The organism is Cyclobacterium sp. SYSU L10401 (assembly GCF_010993705.1).
Classification (GTDB): Bacteria; Bacteroidota; Bacteroidia; order Cytophagales; family Cyclobacteriaceae; genus Cyclobacterium.
This window is the reverse complement of record NZ_WOFO01000007.1, coordinates 247729-273119: the sequence shown is the minus strand read 5'-3', so window position 1 is coordinate 273119 and position 25391 is coordinate 247729. Positions and strand designations below refer to the sequence as shown.

17 protein-coding genes are annotated in these 25391 nt (G+C 43.8%); 10 read left to right on the top strand and 7 right to left on the bottom strand.

Annotated elements, in window-relative coordinates:
* Positions 1 to 26: 26 nt before the first annotated feature.
* The 4 genes from GL182_RS17255 (at position 27) to rffA (ending at position 3191) form a co-directional block, all read left to right on the top strand.
* Positions 27 to 710 (top strand): NADH:ubiquinone reductase (Na(+)-transporting) subunit D, encoded by a 684-nt coding sequence (locus GL182_RS17255; protein ID WP_163381014.1) that lies wholly within the window; start codon positions 27 to 29, stop codon positions 708 to 710.
* Between the two features lie 12 nt (positions 711 to 722).
* Complete coding sequence (nqrE, locus tag GL182_RS17250) at positions 723 to 1334, top strand: NADH:ubiquinone reductase (Na(+)-transporting) subunit E (RefSeq protein ID WP_163381013.1); 612 nt, start codon at positions 723 to 725, stop codon at positions 1332 to 1334.
* Between the two features lie 104 nt (positions 1335 to 1438).
* Positions 1439 to 2062 (top strand): DUF502 domain-containing protein, encoded by a 624-nt coding sequence (locus GL182_RS17245; RefSeq protein WP_163381012.1) that lies wholly within the window; start codon positions 1439 to 1441, stop codon positions 2060 to 2062.
* Position 2063: 1 nt separating this feature from the next.
* Positions 2064 to 3191, top strand: a complete 1128-nt coding sequence (gene rffA / locus GL182_RS17240; RefSeq protein WP_163381011.1) for a dTDP-4-amino-4,6-dideoxygalactose transaminase — start codon at positions 2064 to 2066, stop codon at positions 3189 to 3191.
* 72 nt (positions 3192 to 3263) lie between these two features.
* Here the strand turns inward: rffA and trxA are convergent, their stop codons facing one another.
* The 3 genes from trxA to GL182_RS17225 form a co-directional block, all read right to left on the bottom strand.
* On the bottom strand, positions 3264 to 3614 hold the full coding sequence (gene trxA, locus GL182_RS17235) for a thioredoxin (RefSeq protein WP_262889349.1): 351 nt from the start codon (positions 3612 to 3614) through the stop codon (positions 3264 to 3266).
* A gap of 65 nt (positions 3615 to 3679) precedes the next feature.
* Positions 3680 to 7966 (bottom strand): DNA polymerase III subunit alpha, encoded by a 4287-nt coding sequence (gene dnaE / locus GL182_RS17230; RefSeq protein ID WP_163381009.1) that lies wholly within the window; start codon positions 7964 to 7966, stop codon positions 3680 to 3682.
* Between the two features lie 348 nt (positions 7967 to 8314).
* On the bottom strand, positions 8315 to 10093 hold the full coding sequence (locus tag GL182_RS17225; protein ID WP_163381008.1) for a purple acid phosphatase family protein: 1779 nt from the start codon (positions 10091 to 10093) through the stop codon (positions 8315 to 8317).
* Positions 10094 to 10419: 326 nt separating this feature from the next.
* Between GL182_RS17225 and GL182_RS17220 the strand changes: the two genes are divergently transcribed.
* The 4 genes from GL182_RS17220 to GL182_RS17205 all read left to right on the top strand — a co-directional run bounded on the left by GL182_RS17220 (position 10420) and on the right by GL182_RS17205 (position 17317).
* Positions 10420 to 10647, top strand: a complete 228-nt coding sequence (locus GL182_RS17220) for a hypothetical protein (protein ID WP_163381007.1) — start codon at positions 10420 to 10422, stop codon at positions 10645 to 10647.
* A 142-nt stretch (positions 10648 to 10789) separates the two neighbouring features.
* Positions 10790 to 14182, top strand: a complete 3393-nt coding sequence (locus GL182_RS17215) for a SusC/RagA family TonB-linked outer membrane protein (RefSeq protein WP_240469870.1) — start codon at positions 10790 to 10792, stop codon at positions 14180 to 14182.
* A 19-nt stretch (positions 14183 to 14201) separates the two neighbouring features.
* Positions 14202 to 15896, top strand: a complete 1695-nt coding sequence (locus GL182_RS17210) for a SusD/RagB family nutrient-binding outer membrane lipoprotein (protein WP_163381005.1) — start codon at positions 14202 to 14204, stop codon at positions 15894 to 15896.
* Between the two features lie 89 nt (positions 15897 to 15985).
* Positions 15986 to 17317 carry a purple acid phosphatase family protein gene (locus GL182_RS17205; protein WP_163381004.1) on the top strand — a complete coding sequence of 444 codons (1332 nt, stop codon included), beginning with the start codon at positions 15986 to 15988 and terminating at the stop codon, positions 17315 to 17317.
* Positions 17318 to 17366: 49 nt separating this feature from the next.
* Here the strand turns inward: GL182_RS17205 and GL182_RS17200 are convergent, their stop codons facing one another.
* The 4 genes from GL182_RS17200 to GL182_RS17185 all read right to left on the bottom strand — a co-directional run bounded on the left by GL182_RS17200 (position 17367) and on the right by GL182_RS17185 (position 22246).
* On the bottom strand, positions 17367 to 18656 hold the full coding sequence (locus tag GL182_RS17200; protein ID WP_163381003.1) for a hypothetical protein: 1290 nt from the start codon (positions 18654 to 18656) through the stop codon (positions 17367 to 17369).
* 170 nt (positions 18657 to 18826) lie between these two features.
* A complete protein-coding gene (locus GL182_RS17195) occupies positions 18827 to 19990 on the bottom strand; it encodes a xylose operon transcription regulator XylR (RefSeq protein WP_163381002.1) in 1164 nt (387 codons plus the stop codon).
* A gap of 3 nt (positions 19991 to 19993) precedes the next feature.
* Positions 19994 to 21241, bottom strand: a complete 1248-nt coding sequence (locus tag GL182_RS17190; RefSeq protein WP_163381001.1) for an MFS transporter — start codon at positions 21239 to 21241, stop codon at positions 19994 to 19996.
* 141 nt (positions 21242 to 21382) lie between these two features.
* Positions 21383 to 22246, bottom strand: a complete 864-nt coding sequence (locus GL182_RS17185) for an ROK family protein (protein WP_163381000.1) — start codon at positions 22244 to 22246, stop codon at positions 21383 to 21385.
* A gap of 352 nt (positions 22247 to 22598) precedes the next feature.
* Between GL182_RS17185 and GL182_RS17180 the strand changes: the two genes are divergently transcribed.
* A complete protein-coding gene (locus GL182_RS17180) occupies positions 22599 to 23999 on the top strand; it encodes an alkaline phosphatase (RefSeq protein ID WP_163380999.1) in 1401 nt (466 codons plus the stop codon).
* A gap of 283 nt (positions 24000 to 24282) precedes the next feature.
* Positions 24283 to 25383, top strand: coding sequence for a sialidase family protein (locus tag GL182_RS17175; protein ID WP_205603678.1), 1101 nt, complete (start codon positions 24283 to 24285; stop codon positions 25381 to 25383).
* Positions 25384 to 25391 lie beyond the last annotated feature (8 nt).

Sequence of the window (25391 nt, the reverse complement as noted above, 5' to 3'; positions counted from 1 at the left end):
CTGAAAATTTTGAATACTAAAATGATATGAGTACAGAAACAGCTGAAAAAGAAGTAGCGGTAAAGGATGCTGAAGACCTTTTTTCGAAAAGAAGAAAGAAGTTGATTACAGATCCATTGGTAGACGATAACCCGATAACCATTCAGGTTTTGGGAATTTGCTCCGCACTTGCAGTTACCACACAAATGCAGCCTACGCTGGTGATGGCCTTGTCGGTGATCTTTGTAATGGTAATGGCCAACTTATCCATTTCCCTGCTAAGGAATAAAATCCCTACCAGGGTCAGGATCATTGTGCAATTGGCGGTAGTCGCATCCCTGGTAACACTGGTAAATGAAGTACTGAAGGCCTTTGCCTTCGATATGTACAAGGAATTGTCAGTATTTGTGGGATTGATTATTACCAATTGTATTGTGATGGGTAGACTGGAGGCTTACGCTTTGGGTAACAAGCCTTATGATTCCGTCCTTGATGGTTTTGGAAGTGCCCTTGGATATTCCTGGATAATTTTGACGGTTGCCTTTTTCAGGGAACTGTGGGGATCGGGTTCCCTTTTTGGTATACCAATTTTTGATGGCATTTCCAGTTTGTTCGGAGATGACTTTCAATTGGCTACTAATGGATTGATGGTTTCTCCTGTAGGTGCATTCATTATTTTGGGATTACTGATTTGGGTGCAGCGATCCAAAACAGGTTATGTAGAACATTAACAAAAGGATAAAATGGAATTATTTAACTTAGCAATACGGTCAATATTTATTGATAACATGGTGTTTGCCTATTTCCTTGGCATGTGTTCTTTTTTGGCTGTTTCCAAAAAAGTGAGTACGGCACTTGGATTAGGGGCGGCTGTGATTTTCGTTTTGACCATTACGGTACCCCTTAATTGGCTATTGAATGAGTTTATTCTTAAAGAGGGAGCCCTGGCATTTTTGGGAGAGTCTTTCGCTACGATAGACCTTACTTTTCTTAGGTTTATCATGTTTATTGCGATCATCGCAGCCATGGTACAGCTTGTTGAAATGGTAGTAGAAAAATTTGCTCCAGCTCTTTATGGAGCACTGGGCATTTTCCTTCCATTGATTGCTGTAAACTGTGCCATTTTGGGTGGCTCGCTCTTTATGGCCCAAAGAGACTATACCCTGGCAGAAGCCGCTGTATATGGATTTGGTTCGGGTACAGGTTTCTTTCTTGCTATAGTGGCACTTGCCGCCATCCGGGAAAAACTAAAATATTCCAACGTCCCCAACGGGCTGAAGGGATTGGGCATCACCATGCTGATCACTGGGCTTATGGGCGTTGCCTTTATGTCCTTTATGGGAATCGACTTATAAATACTCGGTTTATATTCAAATTGAATAAATGATAAAGCCCTGTTCACATTATAGTTGAACAGGGTTTTTTTGTGTTTATATTTACATTTCAATCGATTACAGCCATGTCTGATTTCACTTCTAAACGGATTTTAGGGTATTTTCTGAGAGGATTACTCTTTGTTGTACCATTTTTTCTGACGGCATATATCATCATTTTGACCGTTGGATTTCTGGATAATATTATTCCAGTGGATATTCCAGGCCTGGGTATTTTGGTGATGCTGGTTTTTATCACCCTGGTAGGGTATCTGACCAGTATTTTTATTACCAAATCCCTATTTGAACAGTTGGAGAAATTGGTTTTCAGGATCCCTTTGGTGAATATCCTATACACCAGTATCAAAGACCTGATGTCTGCATTTGTAGGGGATAAGAAGAAGTTTAACACGCCCATTGTAGTGAAGTTGTCCGATAACATGTCGCGTCTCGGCTTCATGACCCAGGATGATCTATCAGTTTTGGATCAGCAAGAGTTGGTAGCGGTTTACTTTCCGCACTCCTATAATTTCAGCGGTAACCTTTACCTGGTGCCTAGAAGTAATGTAACCCGGCTGAAGAATGTAAATAGCACGGAGATCATGAAATTTATTGTTTCAGGTGGTGTCTCTCACCTGAATTACTATAAATCGGAAGTAAAAATTAAAAAACCCGGTAGTAGCCCCGAATCCACTTCAGAAACTCACTGATATGTATGAAATCCCCTTTAATCGGCCATATCAAACCGGAAACGAATGGGCTTACATACAGGATGCCATAAATGAGGGGAAGTTGTCTGGAAATGGGAAATATACCAGGAAATGCCAGCGATTTTTTGAAAAAAAATATGGATTTGGTAAGGCTTTTTTGACCCATTCCTGTACCCAGGCCTTGGAGATGGCTGCCCTTTTGTTAGGACTAGGGCCGGGAGATGAAGTGATTTTACCCAGTTATGCTTACGTCAGTACGGCCAATGCCTTTGCCTTGAGGGGCTGTTCCCTGGTTTTTGCTGACTGCCGACCGGATTATCCCGCTATCGATGAAACCAAAATTCAACGCTTAATCAGTTCCCGCACCAAGGCTTTGGTCATCGTACACTATGGTGGGGTGGCCTGCAATATGGAAATGATTGCTGATTTGGTCGAAGAGAATGGTATTTTTCTGATAGAGGATGCCGCCGCAGCTATTGATGCCTATTATATAAGCCATGATGACAGGGAAATCCCCTTGGGTAGCATGGGGCATTTGGCTACATTTTCTTTTCATGAAACCAAGAATATCAGTTGTGGAGAAGGAGGAATGCTAGTGGTAAATGAGGCATCCTTTTTTGACAGGGCAGAAGAAATATGGAACAGGGGTACCAATAGAAAATCTTTTGATCAGGGTTCTTCCAACGCTTACGAATGGGTAAGTTTGGGAAGTGCTTTTGCCCCTTCCGAAATCAATGCTGCCTGGCTATGGGCACAATTGGAACAATTGGAAAGCATTCGTAAGAAAAGAAAAATTATCTGGGACTGGTACTATCAAAACATTCATTCATTGCTCCCTGGGTTTGAGATTGAAAAACCGATCGTTCCAATATTTGCAGCACATAACTATCATGTTTTTTACCTGCTTTGTAAGGCGGAGGCTGGGAGAGAGCAGCTCATCAACCATTTAAAAAATAAGGGTATTTTGTCTGTGTTTCACTACCAATGTCTGCATCAAAGTCCCCATTTCCGAAGCCAATACCAGGGAGAGCCTTTGATTTATGCAGAAAGATACCAGGACAGACTTCTTAGGCTTCCGCTTTTTTTTGACTTGGAAAGGAATAAATTCAAAAGTTTATTGCTCGCATAGAAAAATAAGAAAAGAACAAAAGTGGCCCCTTGGAAGAGGGGCCATTGTAATATTTAAAGGATGCTTTAATTTTTAAATCTGAGCTTCCAACTTATCCGCAAGTACTGACTTGGGTACTGCTCCAATAACTTTATCCACTACTTTGCCACCTTTGAAAATCAACAGTGTTGGAATGCTTCTGATTCCAAATTTAGAGGCAATATCCGGATTGGAATCTACATCAAGCTTGGTAATGGTAGCTTTTCCTTCGTAATCTGCTGCCAACTCTTCTACAATTGGCCCAATCATCTTACAGGGTCCGCACCATTCTGCCCAAAAGTCCATCAATACAGGTTGTTCTGACTTGATAATCTCATCAAAGTTGGTATCTGTTATTTCAATTGCTTTAGCCATTTTATTGTAATTATGGTTTTTTGAAAATATATATTCTAATCCGTTTCTGAAGCAATAAGTTCCGGAATGCTGTCATTATTTTTCTTTCCTGATGATTAAATGATTTTATAGGCTACTTCAGGGATTTGATCCAGGGCCTGAATCAAATCGTTGGATGGGTCTATCCGGTATTTGGAAGACATCAGGTCAAGGGTAATGTTTTCCTTGCTATCGATGACATTGATATAAAGTTTTGCGTCTCCTTTGTATTTTTTGGTGATGGCCTCCAGTTTTTCCATCAGTTCAAGTCCCAGGTCATCCAGGTCTATATGTACCCGGAGGCCTTTTATCATTCTGCCACGGATCTCATTTAATAAGGTTACTTGATTGAGTTTGAATTCATACTCTCCTGGTTTGTATTTATTGGGATGGACACTTCCCGAAAGGAATAGAAACCAACCGGTCATGAAGTACTCCTTAAATTTCACATAGTCCTCCCCAAATAGGAAAAAGGTGTGCGCTCCATGGTAGTCCTCCAGGGTAAGGGTACCAAATGGTTTGCCATTCTTTGTAGTCCGGTGGGCAAAGGAGGTAACCGCCCCCGCCAATTTGATTTCACCTTTGGTTTTAAATTGAGAGAGATCTGCAAGTTCGGGTAATTTGGTATTGGTGAAGGCTTCGATTTCTACCTTAAACTGGTCCAGTGGATGACCGGAAATGTATAGGCCTACCACTTCTTTTTCAATGTTCAATTGTTGCAGTTGGCTGAAGGGCTCCAGCTGGGCAATGGAAGGAACTGGAATATCCGTTCCATTTCCACCACCAAAGAGCGAAACCTGGGCACTTTCTTCTTCCTGCAATACTTTCTGGGCGTATTTTACAGCTTTTTCAAGCAGGCTTGCTTCTCCTTCAGGAGCTTCCAGGTATTGTCTGCGATGAAAGTCACTGAAACAGTCAAAGCCTCCCGCCATGGCCAATACCTCCATGGTTTTTTTGTTAACAGCTTTCAGGTTAACCCTTTTGGTAAAGTCAAAGATGTTTTTGTACAAACCACCCTTTTCCCGCTCTTCTATGATGGCATGTACAGCCGCATTTCCAGCACCTTTGATGGCAGCCATACCAAACCTTACCTGACCTTCTACATTCACGGTAAAGTCACTTTTGGATTCATTGACATCGGGTCCCAATACCTCTATTCCCATCCTTTTACACTCCTCCATGAAAAAGGTTACCTGGGTAATGTCATTCATGTTATTGCTCAAAACCGAAGCCATGTACTCTGCCGGATAGTGGGCTTTCAGATAGGCTGTCTGGTAGGCGATCCAGGCATAGCAGGTAGAATGTGATTTGTTAAAAGCATAAGAAGCAAAAGCTTCCCAGTCCCGCCATATTTTTTCCAGTTTTTTGGCATCGTGCCCCTTACCTACGGCCTGGTCTATAAAGTTAGGCTTCATTTTATCCAGCACATCTTTCTGCTTCTTGCCCATTGCCTTTCGCAATACATCGGCTTCGCCCTTGGTAAATCCGGCGAGTTTCTGTGAGAGCAACATTACTTGTTCCTGGTAGACCGTAATGCCATAAGTTTCTTCCAGAAACTCTTTCATGTCTTCCAGGTCGTAGGAAATGGCCTCTGTTCCATGCTTTCTTTTGATAAAGCTGGGAATGTATTCCAATGGTCCAGGTCGGTAGAGCGCATTCATGGCAATGAGGTCGGCAAAAACAGTAGGTTTTAATTCCCGCATGTATTTTTGCATGCCTGCAGATTCATACTGGAAGATGCCTACAGTTTCCCCCCTTTGAAAAAGTTCATAGGTTTTTTCATCATCTATGGGGAAGTTTTCGGGATCCAGCAAAATCGCATGACGCTCCTGAATGATCCTTACGGCATCCTTTATCAGGGTCAGGGTTTTCAATCCCAAAAAATCCATTTTAAGCAGTCCCGCACTTTCTACCACGGAGTTGTCAAACTGGGTACATACCATATCTGAATCCTTGGCCAGCGCTACAGGGACGAAATTGGTAATATCATCCGGGGTAATGATTACCCCACAGGCATGGATACCGGTGTTTCGGACAGATCCTTCCAGTACCTTTGCCTGGTTTACCGTTTTGGAATTGTCATCATTTCCTTTGGATATCCGGATCAGTTCCAGGGCTTTGTCCAGGTTTTCGTTGTTGTTTTTTAGTTTCGCTGCCAACTTTGGCCGGTCATTGGCGAGTTCAAAGAGGCTTTTTAACTTGATATCGGGTACCAACTTGGCCAGCCTGTCTGCTTCGGATAGGGGGAGATTCAATACCCGGGCGGTATCCCTTATGGCAGATTTGGCGGCCATGGTACCATAGGTGATGATTTGGGCTACCTGGTTAGCACCGTATTTTTGTATGACGTACTCGATGACACGTTGCCGCCCTTCATCATCAAAATCAATATCAATATCAGGCAGGGAGACCCTATCCGGGTTCAGGAACCTCTCAAAAAGCAGGTCATAGGCAATCGGATCTACATTGGTAATGCCTACACAAAAAGCTACCGCTGAGCCGGCAGCGGAGCCCCTACCGGGTCCCACGGACACCCCCATATCTCTGGCTGCTCTGGTGAAATCCTGTACAATCAGGAAATAACCCGGATAACCGGTTCTCTCAATGGTTTCAAGCTCGAAATCAAGCCTTTCCTTGATTTCATCAGTGATATTGCCGTATCGTTTTTCAGCACCCACATAGGTCAGGTGCCTGAGGTAAGCATTCTCCCCCCTATTGCCGCCGTCAACATCATCCTGTGAATCAATGAATTCCTGGGGGATGTCAAATTTGGGAAGTAAAACATCCCGCTCCAATTTAAAAGCTTCTGTCTTCTCAACGATCTCACCGGTGCAACTGATAGCTTCGGGAATGTCTGCAAAAAGCTTTTTCATTTCCTCAGCACTTTTGAGATAAAATTCCTCGTTGGGAAAGCCATACCTGAATTCCCTACCTCTTTTTCCAACGTATTTTTTTGGTTTTGCGACCAGTTCACCATCTTTTACGCACAGCAAAATGTCATGAGCCTTGGCGTCGGTTTTGGCATTGTAGTAACTGTTGTTGGCCGCAAAGTATTTGACTTTGTATTTTTCTGCCCATTGCAGCAGCACTTCATTGACTTTTTCTTCCTCCGGTATGCCATGCCTGTTTAATTCAATGTAAAAATCGTCTCCAAATTGCTCCAGCCACCAGACAAATGCTTCTTCGGCCTGGGTTTCTCCAACATTCAAAATCAAATAGGGAATTTCGCCCCAGAGCCCTCCAGTGGTGGCAATGATGTCAGCCTTGTACTGAACCAGCAATTCCTTGTCAATTCTCGGTAAATAATAGAAACCTTCAATATTCGCATAAGAGGCCAGTTTGGCCAGGTTATGATAGCCGGTTTTATTTTTGGCCAACAAGACCGTTTGGAATCCATCGTCTTTGTTGGATTTATTTTTCCGGTCCCTGCAAACGTTGAACTCGCAGCCGATGATTGGTTTGATTCCCTGATTAAAAGCCTCTTTTACAAAATTGAATGCTCCCATCATGTTGCCATGGTCAGTCATGGCCAGGGCCGGCATGCCCATCTCTTTTGCCCGTCGGATCATGGCAGGGATCTCTGAGGTGGCCTGAAGAATGGAGAACTGAGTATGCACATGTAAATGGCTAAAGGCGGTATCTGCCAGGTCTGAGATATCTGCCCCATCCGCTGCCCGCAGTATTTCCCTGGCTGCAACTTTCTTTTCATCTTTGGCAGCAGAAAAATTGGCTTCATCCAGTTGAGGCGATTCGTAAACCACTTCCTCAGGAGCAATTCCCTCTGAAGGAGCCTGTACCTTTTTTTGGATCAGTCCGAAAAAACACCTGGCTGTAGCATCTACATCATAGGCAGCATCATGGGCATCCCCGAAACCTTCCCCGAAGAGTTTGGTATGCAGTTCCAATAGTGTGGGCCATTTATACTTCCCGCCTTTGCCACCAGGAATGGCACAAAAGTTTGTAGAAATATCCTTGGTATCGAGGGTGCTCTTTTCCAAGGGGACCATGGCATGCTCGCATCTCAGTAATTCTGCACCTACAATATTGATATCGAACCCAATATTGTGCCCCACGAGGAACTGGCAGCGATGCAAGTCTTTTTCAAACTCCTCCAGGACCTTGTTCAGCTCATGTCCTTCTTTTAGCGCCCTTTGGGTAGATATACCATGGATTTTCTCCGTATTGTAGGGAATCGTAAAACCATCCGGTTTGACGATGAAATTATTTTGGGAAAGCAAAGCCCCTTTCTCATCGTGAAGTTGCCAGGCCAATTGGACCAGACGGGGCCAGTTTTCCAAATCCGACATGGGGGCATTGTAATTTCTGGGTAGACCCGTGGTCTCGGTGTCAAATATGAGGTACATGCAAGTTCGTTTTTCTGTTTGTAAAGGATTGGTGGCCTGGCTGACCTTTGTTTCGGGAACCGGTATTTTTTGTCATGATGTAAATCCGGACCCGAGTTCGATAACTGAAAATACTGCGAAATCAGCCGCTGTATAAATTTGGCGGGGAAGTGGCGAATTCCAGGTTCCGGATGACCTGTTCCTTTGTTCAACCGTTTTCCCACCAAGATCCATCGCTTTTCGTAAGTTTAAAAATACATGGAATATTGGGGATCTTCCAAGTAATGTCAAAAAAAATGATTCATAAAAAAAGCCTACCGACTGCCTTTCAGCAGGGTAGGCTTTTTTGCCAGAGACAAAGGTAAATGGCTACTTGTTGATGGTAAATTGATCCACTGTTTTACCCTCCAGGTCTATGGTTACTGCATTCAGCTTGTCCCCGTCAATGGTAACGTATTGGTACAGGTGTTCTCCAGGAAACTGAACTTCCGCATAGGGTTCACGTTCTATGTCTTTATTTTTTCCTGTGGTTCCTATAGAAATCCAATAGATGGTTCCCTCCTCAGGAGAGTTTTTGACTTCACCGTTATGTATAGGTTTGGAGCGCATGTAATAGTGAAAATGGCCTCCAAGAACCATATCTACATGGTATTCGTCAAAAAGTGGACCCCATTTTTCCTGAATATCAGGGTAAGGTTCCACCCCGTTATAGGGAGGAAAATGGAGGACTGCAAATTTCCAGGCTGCGGTCGTTTCACTTAGTTTTTCTTCTATCCATGCGGTTTGCTCATCCAATGGAAGCGTGGCATCAATCATTAGGAAAAGCGCATTTTGGTAATTAAAAGCATAGGTTCTTCCTGCCATTTCCTGATGGGGACTATCCGAAGGAAGGCTCAACATTTCTTCGTACATCCATGCTCCCAGGCCATCCTGGCTATCGTGATTTCCCGGTACCGCCAGAAAAGGTTTTCTGGCAATAGGCGCTCCTGCATAGGCAAAAAGTTTGTCCCAATCATCCCTGTGTAAACCGGTGTCTACCAGGTCGCCGGATGAAAAGTAAAAAGCTGCGCCAGGATGTTGTTTTTCAGATTTTTTGATGAGTTCACCCCATATGTCGGAATTGTGAATGTCCCCAAACCAGGTGAAAGAGAAAGATTTGTTTTCTCTGGGTGCTGTTGCGAAAGTTTCCGTGGAAGACCAGCCTCCGGCATCACTACCTACCCTATATTCATATCCTGTTGCAGGTTTGAGTGATTGAAGCTTTGCCGTAAAGCGGTGCATGTACCGGTCATTTTGCAAAAGCCGATCTTCCATTAAAAACCTTTCAGCGTTTGAAGTTAACGTATCGGTCGATCCTTCTTCCCAGTATTTAACTTGTCCCTCAGGTACCGTTTCGTCGGTTCTCCATTGTATATCCATGGTGGTGGTTGGATCATCGCTCCAGGTCAGCAATACCTGGTCAGGGGATTTTCCTGTTGGAAAATCGGTTGTCCTGAAGGCATTGACCAGGTGTGCTTCCCGGGCTCTTCCCCGAATGGTTGTCAGCAATTGCTGTCCTTTGACTGCCTGGGGCACCTCTGTGAGGGTAAGACCATCCCAATCATGATAAGTAAATGCCCCGGTTTCAAATGTTTCTATGTGTTGGTTTTCCGGATAAATGGGAGTGATTTCCAAATCCTCATCCGGGTTTTGGGGAGCCAATCCTAAAAAATAAACAGGGCGGTGTTTGCCGAAGCCATTGATGCCCAAATTTATTTCCCCGGCATCGAAATTTTTTTGCCAGATTTCATAGGTATAAATGCTGTTTTTAACTTCCAGGTCCGTTCTTTTAAATCCGGAGGGCTCCAGCCAATAGGGGATCTTTTCTTGTGCTTTGTCGCGCATTAACGAAACGGTGACGGGAACATTGACCTCCATTTTCCAATACTGGCTGGCCAGCACCTCTTTTTCGACTTCGCTGAGGTATTCCTCAATAAAATCATGGGAAATTGTATCTAATGTAGGTTTATCCCAATCAGTGTATAATCGGGAAACAATGTCATCCATCGCCGCTGAAACGGACGGTAAATCTTTAAGACTGTTTTCGCTCTGTCCGCATGAAATAAGTATTATACTCAAGAAAAGGATCAGATTAGGTATTTTTTTCATAAAGGGATTAGTATTTTTTTATGGGTAACGAAATCTTTTTTATAGCCTGTAAGGACGGTCACGGGTTTTTTTTTAAATTTTCCTCTAAGAGGGTAGCCCCTTTATACCTGAAAGATGCATGTTTAAGCCTTTGTCAGCGACATTTTGGGCCTCAGGGAAAAGGCAAACAGTTACTGGTTATTGTCTATATCTTTAAATACAGCATTTGGCCTAATCGGGCCATTTAATGAATTGTTAAGTTGGTTAACAATTATTTCATCACAAATATAAATCGGATAGATAGTCTTTTTTGGTATGCCGGGGTATATACGTTGGAGGGCAAACACATGAAAAAGACAAAACCAGAAGCTCTGTTTCAGCGGCTTGTAAATAATAAGATTTCCCGGGAGGAATTTGAGGAGTTGTTGCAGGGCTTGGAAGATCAGGAAGTGAAGGCCCAATTGGAAGAGCGCATGAAGCAATATTTTGACGAGATAATGAGGCAATATGAAAAGGAAAACAAGCGTAAAAAAGTGTTGAAAACCACTATTCCATCGAATAAAAACAATGAATAAAGACCAAAAACGAATGATAAGCGCTGAGTCTCTAATTGGAGGAGACCGGGTTTGGATGAGAAATTCCAAAAAAATTAAATGAAAGCTAAATTAAAACTGCAAATCAATTGAATGAATTATGAAAAAACGCCGTACAAAAAAAATGTTGAAGTGGATGGTTCCACTTTTATCGTTTGGCCTAATTTCCAGTGGTACGCTGCTGGCAGGTTCAAATAATTTGCCGGTTACCGCTGCAGGTAACACGTTGGCAAACGCTAACCCTATAGAGGAGGCGATTGCTGTGACCGTTAGGGGTAAGGTGACTTCTCAGGAAGACGGAACGGGTCTTCCCGGAGTTACAGTATTAGAAAAGGGAACCAACAACGGAACTGTTACCGATATTGACGGTGCCTATACCATTGATGTGGCCGGTCCGGAAGCTGTTTTGGTATTCTCCTATGTAGGTTTTGAGAACCAGGAAGTAACCGTAGGAAACCGCACCAACATCGATATCAGTCTGCAGGAGTCCATGGCTGCTATGTCTGAAGTGGTGGTGACTGCCCTGGGCATCGAAAGGGACCAGCGGTCCCTTGGCTATGATGTTTCCAGTGTGGAAGCTGAAGATCTTACCCAGGTGACCCAGGAGAACGTATTGAGCTCCCTGGCAGGCAGAATGCCTGGTGTGACCATCAATCAAACCAGTGGCCCTGGTTCATCCATGAGCATGGTGATTCGGGGAGCTACTTCGCTGACTACGGATAACCAGCCGCTTTTTGTGGTAGATGGAGTGCCCATGTCAAACTCCCTGAACAATATTTCCCAAAATGGGGATGGTAACCAGGTGGATTATGGGAATGCCATTTCAGATATCAACCCTGACGACATTGCTAATATCAGTGTGCTGAAAGGCCCCAGTGCTGCTGCCCTTTATGGTACCAGGGCAGGGAATGGGGTGGTTTTGATCACCACCAAATCCGGAAGCAAGCGAAAAACCATGGGGGTTTCTTTCTCCACCAGCAATGTTTTTGAAAGACCTACCCGATTATTGGATTTTCATTACCGCTATGCCAATGGTAACCGGGAAGGGGTATTCAATGATGGTTCAGCTTATTGGGGTGGTCCTCAGCTGGATGCGGGAAATACCGCCATTCAGTGGAACAGCCCGGTAGATGAAAACGGCAACCGTATTCCTACCGAGTTGCGATCGTATCCCAACGCCATGAAAGATTTCATGCAAACAGGGGTAACTTCTACCAATAATCTGGCTGTCAGTGGAGGAAGTGACGATGCTACCTACAGGGTATCATATTCCAATATGTTACATAAGGGAATGATCCCCAATTCAGATCTATTCCGGAACAACTTTTCTACATCCGTAAATTATAATATAACGGAAAAATTGACTTTTAGCTCTAACTTCAATTATAGCAATAGCATGTCCAATGACCGTCCCAGTACGGGTGATAGAAATGCGAACCCATTAGAAGCCATCTACTCTTCTTCCTATATAAATTTTGAAGAAATGAGAGATTTCTGGGAAGAAGGACAGGAAGGGGTTCAACAGGTTCGAACTCCAAGAGGAGACAATCCTTATTTTATTGCCTATGGAATACAGAATGGATTTAGAAGGGACCGTATTTTTGGTAATACTTCTCTGGATTACAAATTCAACGATAATTTCAATATAACTGCCAGGTATTCTCTGGACAGGTCCAGTGAAAACAGGGAAACCAAAATACCCTTCAGCTACAGCAGAATGGCCAGAGGTGGTTACTACACCAGTGACCTCTTGACGCAGGAGTCAAATGCAGATATTTTGGCCAGTTATAAAAAGGATTTTGGTAGCTTGGATTTCAATGCTTCGGCTGGAGGTAACATCATGACCCGCTTTGGAAGCAGCAGTAGCATCGGAGTAGGTGGGAACCGAAACAATGGTCTGGTAGTACCCGGCATATATAATCCGCAAAATATTCCTGCAGACAACCGCTCGGTAGGTGGAAATTACTTCAAACGTTCTATTTATAGTATTTATGGATTGGCATCATTTGGATATGCAGATCAGTTATATTTGGATCTGACGGCCAGGAATGATTGGTCTTCTACTTTGCCTGCGGAAAACCGTTCCTATTTTTATCCATCTGCTTCTTTGAGCTGGCTGGCCAATTATACCTTTAATTTGCCAGAAAACATTGATATGCTTAAAGGTAGAATCGGATGGGCTCAGGTAGGAAATGATACTGATCCTTATAGGCTTGTTCAGAATTTGAGCACTGGTTTGTATAACAACATCAATACGGCAGCCATGCCTTCCGGATTACTTAATCCGGAACTAAAACCAGAACAAGCTACTTCCATTGAAGCAGGGATTGATTTGAATATGTTCCAAAACAGGTTAAGATTTACAGGTACCTATTATACGATTGATAACAGGAACCAGATTTTCGCTGTAAACCTACCACGATCTTCCGGATTTAGCAGCAGGTTGATCAATGCTGGACTGATCCAAAGTAAAGGATGGGAAATTACCGTTGGGGGTACTCCCATCAGCAGGAATGGCTGGAATTGGGATATTAATTTGAACTGGAGCCGTAACAGAACCTCTGTATTGGAGTTAAGTGACAACCTGGACAGAGTCATTCTTTGGGGAGAAAATGGCGGTGGAGCCGTAACTTACCTTGGACAGCAAATCGGAGATTTGTATAGCAGGGGGTTTGCTCAAGTGGAAGATCCCAATTCTGAATATTACAAATGGCCCATTCTGACCAGTACCGGCAGCTGGCAAGCCCTATCCAATGACCAGGATTTGAGAAAAGTAGGTAATTTTAATCCTGATTTTATCATGGGTGGACAAACCAGTTTGAGTTATAAGCGTTTCGTTTTGAATGCCAGTTTTGATTGGAGAAGTGGTGGCGAATTCATGTCCTTTACCTATCGTTATGGTGAATCTGACTGGAAATCCCAGCGTCAATTGGACAATCTGATACCGGGAGGTTTATACTCCGATGCTGAATTGGTGGAGCTATTGAAATCAGACCCCGATAAGTATATTATTCCTCAGCCTGGTAATTTCCCAAGAGTAGGGGGCCATACTGATGAGACAGGCGGCTTCCCTGTGGACGAAAATGGAAATGACGGTGCCTTTGTACCCGGTGTGATTCAGACTGCAGGTCAGGATACTCCTGATAACTATGCAGATGATGTATATGAAGAACATCTTGGAGGGCCTGAAACCAATATCTATCCCATTACCAATACCTATGCCTGGAGTTTCAATGAGCAAATTACCTTTGATGCTTCTTTTATTAAGCTGAGAGAACTATCACTGGGATATAAAATTCCTGATTTTGGTGCATTCAGTAATGCTACCTTTGCCATTTATACCCGAAACATCATGTTGTGGACCAAAGCCGATATAGGCATTGACCCGGAAAGGGCCTTTTGGGCAAGCGGAAGTAATCAGGGAAATACATCCTCCCAATTCCGTCAGGGAATCGAGCGACAGAACGTAATGCCCTGGAGTGCTCCGGTAGGATTCAAACTTAATTTTAATTTGTAAATTTCTTAATATACAAATCATGAAGCATTTATTTGAATTTAGAAAAATCGTCCTGTTTGTTCTGGGATTGGTTCTGTTCAGTGGTTGTGACGAGAAACTGGATGAGATAAACATCAATCCGTACGGAATAGAGCCGTCCAATGCCAACCCGAATTTGTTGATGCCGACGGTTTTGACATCTTCGGCTCAGAGTTATGTAAACCTGGGCTATAATGACCTGGCAGGTGCCGTGCAACATACCCAGAAAAACGGCTGGTATGGAGGCCATAACCATTATGAATGGGATAATAGAAATTGGACTGGCTGGTATGATATATTGCGCACCAATGAATTGATGATTCGCAGGGGACAAGATCTGGACAATGAATTCTTTCAGGGAGTAGGACTTACAATGAAGTCATTTGTATTTGGTAACATAGCGGACTTATGGGGAGATGCTCCTTATACGAATGCGCTGAAAGGTGACCAGGGAGGAGAGGAGCTTCAATATCCTGCGTTTGATAGCCAAGAAGTCATTTATGACGGGATCATTGCAGACCTGCAAGAAGCGGTACAGGTGCTGGGATCTGCTTCCAGTGAAGGAGTTACCAGTGGGAATGACCTTTATTACAATGGCGATACCCAAAGCTGGCAGCGCTTTGCCAACTCTCTTCTTCTAAGGTATTACATGCGTTTATCAGAGAAAAAACCCGATGTCGCCAGGGCTGGAGTGGAAGCCATTTATAGCAGTGGTATTTACATCGAGGATCCTTCTCAGGATGCTACATTAGATTATACCGGTGGAGCAAACGACCAATGGTTATCCAGGCACGTCAGGTTAGACCCGGATGATTTTCAGCGGTACCAGGCTTGCCAGACCTTTATCGACCAGTTGATGGGTACCAATGACCCTCGATTAACCGTTTGGTTTGATTCTGTACGGGTACAATGGGTGGCAGATGAATCCCTAGAGGTGGCTGAAGAGGAATTTATTCGGGCAAATGGAGAACCTTTGGGAGTGGAAACATACCCCTATGATGATTTTGTAGAATTGTATGCCGATGTGAAATTTACCAGGCGATACAATCCGACTCTGGTAGAAGAAGATTACAACGATGACCTGTATGTAGGACTTCCTCCTGGAATTACCGTTCCAGAATCCTATAACGGTAACCCTTCTCCCGGTCAGGGAACGCAAAACCAGCATGTTTCTCAGCTGGCTCACATTTACAGCACTGAAGGTGCTCCTGGCGACATTTTGAAAGCCAGGGTCATATCGGCGGCAGAAGTCAGTTTTATCTTTGCAGAAGCAGCCCTTAAAGGGTGGAATGTAGGAGAGGCAGAAATGCACTATAATAAAGCCATTGAGCAATCCCTGGAAACATGGAACAGAGCTGATGAATATGACGATTTCATCAGTCAACCTGAGATCAGTTTCAACAATTCCCTGGAGCAAATAATGGAGCAAAAATGGGTAGCCAGCTGGACAGCTGCTGCTGAATCCTTTGCGGATTTCCGCAGAACAGGCCTTCCCGATCTGGAAGCAGGCCCGCTTTCTCCTCAGCCAGAGGTGGCCATCAGGTTCCAATATGGTAATGATGAATACAATAACAACTCATCTAACATACAAGCCGCTTTGGATGGACTGGAAGTGACTCCCTTTTCCGGAAACTTTGGTGAGGATAGCCCGTGGTCTAAACCCTGGTTGTATCAGAACACCAATGTTCCTTTTTAAGGGATAAATCATTACATCTACTAAAAGAAAAGGTTCTTCGTCTTATTCAAGGGCGGAGAACTTTTTTTTATTTGAAAATTTGATAAAATATGAATTTTTCACACAAGTATCTGACCTGGGGGATCGCAATTGTATGGGGCTCTCTTTTTTCGTTTTCAACAAAGGGACAGACCAACGACTGGCTACCTGAACAAGCCTATTGGATGCCCGGGGCATTTCCTGACCGGATAATTGTAAACCTCACGGAGACGCCGATGCAATCGGTGGCCGTGAATTGGAGAACAGCAGCTGCATTTCCCAGCGGAAAAGTCCAATGGGCTACAGCCAGCCATGGAGCAGGATTTCTGGAGGAAAGAAAGGAAATCAGGTCCAACTCCGAATTTTTATCTGTCCGCCACGAAACCAACCCCACAGTAGAAGCCTACTATCACTCAGCGGTTATCAACGAGCTGGTTCCGGGAGAAACCTATGTTTACCGGGTAGGAAGTGGAGACTATTGGACTGAGTGGATGCAGTTTACCATGGCTGATCCGGAAAATGATGGGATTTCCTTTTTATACCTGGGAGATGCACAAAATGGCGTTAGGGATCATTGGTCAAGACTCCTGCGAAAAGCTTATGCAGAGCATCCTGATGTAGATTTTGTGGTACATGCAGGTGATTTGATCAACAGGCACAACAATGATTTGGAATGGGGGGAATGGTTCTCTGCAGGAAATTTTATTCATGCCACGGTTCCATCCATAATGACTCCGGGAAATCATGAATATGGGAAGGATGAGGAACTATCGCCACAATGGCGCCCACAGTTTAACCTGCCTTTGAACGGGCCAGCGGGTCTTGAAGAGACCTGTTACCAGGTCAATTATCCCCAATTGAAGTTGATCTCCCTGAATGCGGAAGAAATTGAAGAATCCCCACATTTGAAGCAAAAGCAAGTAGAATGGTTAGACTCTCTGCTGAGAAATGATCCCAGGGAATGGACGGTCATCACCATTCACCATCCCTTTTATTCTACCAAGGAAAACCGGGACAATGAAGATCTTAGGAAACACTTTAAACCATTGATGGACAAGTATCAGGTGGACCTGGTTTTGCAGGGGCACGATCATTCTTACGGAAGAGGAATGATTGGTCCAGACCAAAACGGAAACATGAAGGAGGTCGTGGCGGAAGAGACAGGGACGGTATATGTGGTATCCATGGCGGGATTGAAAATGTATGCGGCAGAGGATTATCCCTGGATGCACAGAAAAGCTTCCAATACACAAATGTACCAGTTCATAGAAATCCAGGACAATAAATTAGTTTATAAGGCATTCACGGTAACTGGTGAACTGTATGATGCCTTTGAATTGCATAAAGATGTAGAGGGAAGCAATACCCTGCTCAACTCAATTCCTGATATACCGGAGTATTAAGTTCTAAAGTGGCTCCATATCAAGTCATAAGATCTGCCAGCTCATCAGGTTAAAACCGCTTGTTCATTCCTGGCATTTCACCATGGCTGCTAATGGCAATCAGACTTATCAAACCAATAAATACCAGGATTCCCAATACCATATAGGCCCATTTTTGAGGATGGGCCTTTCTACTTGTAAACAGGGGTGTTGCTTTCGGAATCAAAGTTAGTATGAGACCAAAGTTGAGGATGTATAGAAATTGTTCTATCCGGTAAAAACTCAAAAAAGATCCCGTAATCAGTATGGTAAAGACGATGTATACCGCAAAATAGGTGATGAAAATACCATAAACCTCTCCAAAACTCAGGCTTTGGTTGGGCTTGTTTTTTTTGTTGGAAAGGAGGTAGATCCAGAAAATGGCTGGAATGAGAAAGGCCACGAAAGCCACAGACTGGGCCATGCTGATCCAAATGCCGGGTTCACTGACCAGTTTTCCTATGGTAGGTTCAAGGTCTTTCTCCACAAAGGATTGCTGCCATACAATAAATGGAATCAACAAGAGAAATCCAACCATGGGGATGGTCAGGTTGCTATAACTGTATGAAGTGCTGGGTTTTTCTTTCGGCCATTGAGACGTAAAGGCCCCATAAGCCATCCCCAGTCCTCCGAAGAAACCCAGGGAGTACTCCATGACGTTCCACATGTTAAAGGGTACCTGCGCCACATTGCCCAATACTTGCAGGAAATTGCCAAAGGCAAAACCAAAGCCTCCTCCGATTCCGGCAAAGACGGCTACCCTTATGGCACTGTATTGTTTATTTCTGGCCAGGTAATACATCATGGCGATACCGATACCGGCACAAACTCCCCAGGCTTCAGATCTGGGTGGTGTCATGGCAATTCCCAATTGCTCAATGATAAAGTAGTAGAAAATTACTCCTCCGGTGGTCATCTCTATGATGAGTTGATGCCATTTCACCTTTTTTTCAGGGTGATCAGCCAGGACCAGGCCAAAAAGTCCACCTCCTATCAACCCATAAAGCCCGCCAATGATGAAGAGCATGGATAATCCATAATATACATTGGTAAAGTCTATCCCTCTCCCATAGCCTACTACTGCCCCATAGCTCATCATGCCTCCCAGTCCCCAACCAACGGCACCGGCAAAAGCGGCTTTCATGGCTTTATTGTACCAACTTTTATTTCTGGATAGGAGAATGATGCAAAGGCTTCCGATTCCTCCTGCCCAGGCTGCTCCCTGTTCATGGCCAAACTGGCCCCGGATGGCCCAGGCAGTTCCCAATGCCATTCCCACAATTACCATGGAAAGGATGGTGCTTTTACTCAAGTGCTTCATGTGTTTATAATTGTCTTTAAGTGGTCACCTGTCGGGCAGGGTTTGTCTTGCTGGCGACAAAGCTTTTTTGAAAATTCAATCACCTGCCTATAATACCCTTTAGGCCTTATTTGTACCACTTTAACATACAATTTTTTAAGCCAAGGGCATAAATCCAGGCTTTTGAATCGTTATTTGCCAGCCAAATACCTTTTCCGGTATTCGATGGGATTGCAGCCTTTTACCTGTTTGAACTGCCGGGCAATATTTTTGCTATCATTCAATCCCAGGTCCAGGGCGATTTCAAAAACTGTTTGGTCAGTTTCCAAAAGCCTCTGTGTAAATTTCTCTATCCTCAAATTGAAAATATATTTGTAAATGGGATATCCTGTGATTTGGTGGAACCGTTTCTCCAGGCTTCTTCTGGATAGGGGTACCTGCTTTACTACCTCATCCACCTGCAGGTTTTTTTCTATGTTTTTATGGATGTACTTGAGCGTAGATGCGATATGGTCATCATTGGTGGCGTATATATCTGTAGATTGCCGGGTGATGATTTGGGTAGGTTTGACATGGATGTCATAAAACTGGTCCGCACCATTCTGTATCATGTGTTCCATTAACCTGGCCGTATCATATCCACCCTTCTCAATGTCCAGCCCAATACTGGATAATGGTGGGTCTGATAATTCGCAGAGCATTTCATCGTTATCCACCCCTAAAACGGCTACTTCCTCTGGAATCCTTATTTTATTTTGCTTGCAGGCCTCCGTGATGTGCAGTCCCTGGTTATCATCACAGGTCATCATGGCAATGGGCTTGGGAAGTGATATCAGCCATTTGCTGAGGGAGTTGCTTTTATAGTACCAAAGGTCGGTGGAACGCGATTTACGGTGTTCAAAATAGTTGACTTTATATCCGACCGAATTGATTTTTTTCTCGAAACCTTCGGCTCGCTCCCTGGACCAAACAATGTCATTGAACCCATAAAAGGCAAAATTTTTAAATCCTTTCCTCAGAAAGTATTCTGCTCCCATTTCACCGGCTTCATGGTAGGATCCGGTTATGTTGGGAAGTTCGGTGAAGCGCTCTTTAAAATCCTGGGCAATCACCGGGATTTTGGAGTCCAGGATCAGCCTTAGATCCATTTCATTGTATAATTGGCCAATTATGCCATGGGCTCCCCAGTCCTTTGCCCAATCTAAAATACCTTTGATGCCGATGGTTTCCCGGTAATACAGGGGCATGCGACAATAGGTCCATGGTCCATATTCTGCCGAATACTTGGAAATGCCCTTCAATAAACTTTTACTATATTCTTCAGCAAAATCAAGTAATAAAATGATTTTATACATGGCCTAACGAAACATATCTTTGAGGCTTTTGGTGGCATTGCTTACCAGGGGTTTGGCCCAAATACCAATGCTCAGGATGTATCCTAAGGTAATCAAAAGAAAAAGCATGGCCAACTTCAGACCTATCAATTCCGCAATTCCACCTACGATCAAAGGTACCACGGCCCCTCCCGCAATGCCTGTGCAGAGAATGCCGGAAAAAGTGCCATGGTGTTGAGGTACGGAATTGAGGGCCAGGGAGAAAATAATCGACCACATCACAGAAGCAAAGAAGCCGGTTAAAGGAAAGGCGACCAAAGCCCAGGATACCGGCCCGAAAAGGGCAATCAATAGGGCCAGTATAGCTCCTGAGGTGAACCCAATTAAAACTGTCCTGCTATCCATGAATTTCAACAGTAGCAGACCCAGCAAACAACCGATGGTAAGTAAGCCCCAGAAATAGGAAATGACTGTAGCACCAGTGGTGGAAGGGTCTACGCCATGGTAAGTCTGCAAGAATTTTGAAATCCAGTTGGCAATACCTTGTTCGGTTCCTACATAACAAAATATCCCCAGGAAATACAGGATTACAATCCTATTGGACAGTAAGTCCTTAAAGGCCACCCCAATATCAATTTTCTCATCTTCTTTGAGCTCTACTTGCGGAAACCTGGCCAGATAGACCACGATGACCATGATAAAAGCGATCACGGCAAACACCCAATAAAGGGAAACCCATTTGAGATTTTCCGGAACCATCTCATTCAAAAAGGTAAATAAAACGGAAACGTCATCTGTGTGCATATGGGTTACCAGGTAACTGTATAACATGGGGCTGAGGAAAGAAGCGGCCCCAAAGGCCAGTTGCCCCAACACAGAGTTAAAAGCAAAGTGTTCTTCTCCTCCGGCAGTTCTGAGCAGAGGGTTGATCACCACCTGTAAAATGGCCATACCAATACCGATAATAAATAAAGAGGTCAGGGCTATGGAAAACCCGGGAATCAAGGCAAATAGAATGGCACCCACAAAGGCCAGTGAAAAAGCCAAGACCAGCATCTTTTTTTCCTTATATTTTTCCACCAGTATTCCTGAAGGAATTGACATTACCGCATAGGCCACAAAAAACGAAAAGGGTAAAAAGCCTGCCAATCCAATACTCAGGGTAAAGCTATCTATAATGTCAGGAATAATGGGGCCAAGTATATTGGTCAAAAAGGAAATGACAAAAAATATCAATAATATCAGGGCTACGATGAGTTTGTTTTGATTCATGTCACGTTAATTATGAAAGATGAAATTAATAATAAAAAATGCAAGCTTTTCCATTTGAGCCTATGGATTTGGATTTCTCAGGCTAATTGGCCGAAATTGCTACTATAAATTTAAAACCCCAACCTGTTTTACCCAAGCGGCTTATTTCTGTACCACACCATTGGCATGTTCCAGAGAAAGGTCGACCAATGCGGCAGCTCCCAACAGCGCAATGTCTTCATTTTCGGTAAGGTGAATTTTTAATTTTTTGATGGATTCAGGATAAATGAAATCCTTGAAACTTTCCCGCATACTGGCTTCGAAATAAGGATAAGCATTGGCTACCGAACCGCCAATAACTATGGCCTGTGGGTCGTAGGTATACATCACGACCTGTACAGCTGCTCCGAAATGATGACCAAAATCCTTCCACTGTTTCAAAGCGGTTTGGTTTCCTTTTTTTGCAGACGTAAAGGCATCTAAGGCTGTGGTTTTATAAAAGGCACTGAAAAAATTTCCACTGGCATAGTACTCTATATTTTGGTCCAGATAGGGAAGCAGACCGATTTCTCCCGCCCCACAATTGATGCCGGCATATAATTTGTCTCCAATAATTATTCCTGATCCCAGGCCGGTACCTATGGACATTCCCACCATGCAACTGTAATCTTTTCCCAAACCAAATTTGTGTTCGCCAATGGTAAAACAATTGACATCGTTGTTGACAAACACAGGCAGGTTGAATTCTTCCTCAAGAATATCCTTCAGGGCTACCTTCTTCCAGGAAGGGATATTGGTTACATTATAAACGATACCTTTTTCCACATCTACTACCGAGGGAACACCGATACCAATACCATCCACCTTGTGTACGGTGAGGGGTTTGATAAATTGTATCACCTGATCCAGGGTAGAGCGAAGATCGTCTTTTTCTTGTAAGAGGGCCTTGGTTTTGTGGATAATCCTGCCATCCTTTTCAATGCCAACCTGGATTTTTGTACCTCCTAAATCTATTCCTATGTTCATTGTGTTTATACAGGTGAGTTTTAAAAAAAATGAAACAACAAATATATCTTAAATTAAATATTATACAAACGGATTGGAACCCGACTTTTCTTTGCGCTCTTTTTTGAACTGTTTGTTAATCAGGTAGAAAAGGTGCTGTAAGGTCTCGGGTTTCAGTTGTTATACTTTGAATTTTGGGTTTGTACTATTAGGAAAGATTGTTTTTTTAATAGTACAAATGTGAAAAATAGGGTAATGTTGGTGATAGATCACACACTACATAAATGTCAGGATTTGAGTTCATTATTTTGGAAAAATTGCAATCCTTGCACATCTTGTTTTGAATTTTAAGGAAAGCTATAAAATATAAACTATGAAAAGACGGGAATTCTTTAATAAGGGACTATTGGCTTCCATGGGCCTTGGAGCTATGGGCACCAATCTGGGATATGCACAACCCCATCCTGAGCGTAAATCCAAAATGGCAAAAAACGTTATTTTTTTAGTAAGTGACGGGATGAGTACAGGTACTTTGAATATGGCGGACTTGCTGTTGAGACAGAAAGAGGGAAAAAGGAGTCGCTGGATGGGATATTATCAAGGTGGATTTGCCAAAAGGAGCCTGATGGACACCGCTTCCTCCAATTCCATGGTGACGGATTCTGCAGCCGCTGGTAGTGCCTGGGGCGGAGGCATGCGGATCCCAAATGGAGCATTGAATATAGGCCCGAATGGGGAGGAACCTGTACCCATTCTTCAAAAATTCCAAGTTGCAGGAAAGGCTGTGGGATGTGTCACTTCCGTTCAGATCACTCATGCCACCCCGGCTTCTTTTTGTGTCAATCAAAAGAGCAGAAGCGCCATGCCGGAAATTGCAGCGCAATACCTGGATCTGAAATTTGATGTGATGATGGGGGGAGGAAGCGAGCTTTTTGAGGCATCTACGAGAAAGGATAACCGCGACCTTATCGGAGAGTTTCGAAAAGCCGGTTTTTCTATCGCCAGGAATAAGGATGAAATGAGCCAATTGAATGGCAAGGATCCTGTTCTAGGTGTTTTTAGTGAGGGTGGCATGCCCTATGCCCTGGATAGAGAAAATGATCCTGAATTAAAGAAATCCACTCCTTCACTGGCTGAAATGTCTGCCAAGGCCATAGAACTACTGGGTCAAAATCCCAATGGTTTTGCCATGCAAATTGAGGGAGGTAAGGTGGATTGGGCAGCCCATGGCAATGATGCACCGGCCCTCTTATATGACCAGCTCGATTTTGATGAGGCGGTAGGTGTTGCGCTGGATTTCGCTGCCAAAGATGGAGAAACCCTCGTGATCATGACTACCGATCATGGCAATGCCAATCCAGGACTTTTCTCCAGTGATAAATTTTCGAAACTATATACCACTACCCGGTCAAACGAATGGATTTTAAGACAACTTTCTGTTGACAATACAGCCTCCCAGGTTCGGGACCTGATAGAGGCTTATCAGGGGCTTCAACTTAAAAATGAAGAAGCTAGTGCTATTTTAAATAAATTTAAAGGCCCTGATGGGGATGGTATGTATGGATCAGGTGAAGTCCCCAGCCACTTGCTGGCCAGTATCCAAACAAATTATACCGGAATCGGCTGGTCAGGCACTGGTCACTCAAGTGATTATGTCGAGCTGGCCATGTATGGTCCTGGAAGTGAAAAACTACCGGCGTTTATTGAGAATTATAAGCTACATAATTTTATGCTGGAAGCCACTCAGGTTCCGTCTCTTTCTTATGCCATTTAAAATTAAAATTTATATTTAACCCCATTTAAATATTCCAGGTTGTTGGCTTCATCCTGGGTTTTGATAGCTAAATTTTAGTTAAAATGGAAGATTTGGCTGGTCTTTTTTTATTGGAAACACTAAATTAAACTACCAGCTGTCTTGCAGGATACAATTAATATAAGGGTGTTACCTCCTCCCTTGGTCCGGCAGGGAAATTTATCCCGCCTAAGTTTAGCTGAATATACAGTATCGAAACGGGCATTGATTTACATTGCCTTTTGCAATTAAAATGATGGCATATATGAAAAAGAAAAGTAAATATGGGTTGATGGCGCTTGGATTGATGGTTTTGTTTCAGTCCTGCCATCGGGAAAATAGTGGTGAATCAGAAACCCAAACAGAGAAGAAACCTCAAGCAATGTCTATCCAAACGGTAGCATATGACCATGTTTTTGAGGATGACAGGCCTTTTCCCCAATGTCATGCTTCCACCATGGCGGGATTGGGAGACGGCAATTATTTGATGGCCTGGTTTGCTGGTTCTCATGAGAAGAACGATGATGTCGGGATTTGGACATCCAAGGGAAGTCCTGGTAATTGGTCAGCTCCTAAATTACTGGTAAAAGTCAGGAATGATCCCCACTGGAACCCGGTGTTATTTAATGCGCCTGATGGTAAAGTTTACCTTTACTTTAAGGTAGGAAAGGAAATAGACTACTGGGAAACCTGGGTCCAGTATACAGAGGATGGAGGAGATACCTGGTCTCAGGCTGAGGAATTGGTTCCCGGAGATAAAGGGGGACGGGGTCCGGTGAGGAACCACATGCTGGTTTTGTCGGATGGCACCTGGCTTGCCCCTGCCTCTGATGAAAAAGATAAAGTATGGACAGTATTTGTAGACCGCTCTGAAGATGGTGGAAAGAGTTGGGAGGCTACCGAAAAGCTGGACATGGATAGGGATGTGATCACCGGAGAAGGGGTGATCCAACCGGCCCTGTGGGAATCTAAACCTGGCCACGTACACATGCTGATGAGAAGCAGTTCGGGGAAAATCTGCAGGGCGGATTCGGAAGATTTTGGCAAAACATGGTCTGCAGTGAGTGAAACCTCCCTTCCCAATAATAACAGTGGGATTGATGTGGCCCATTTGGGTGGGGAAAAGCTGGCCGTTATTTACAACCCGGTGTCAGAAAATTGGGGTGACAGGTTTCCTATTTCAGTAGCTGTCTCCACAGACAATGGCCACACCTGGACCACTAAATTTGATATTGAGAAAGGGAAAGGGGAATCTGATGAATTGTCCTACCCGGCCATGTTTTATGAAGATGGACACCTGGTAGCCTGTTACACCTGGAACAGGGAAAGGGTGGCCTTCTGGAAAGGTAAAATAGAAGGCATTTAATTAATAGG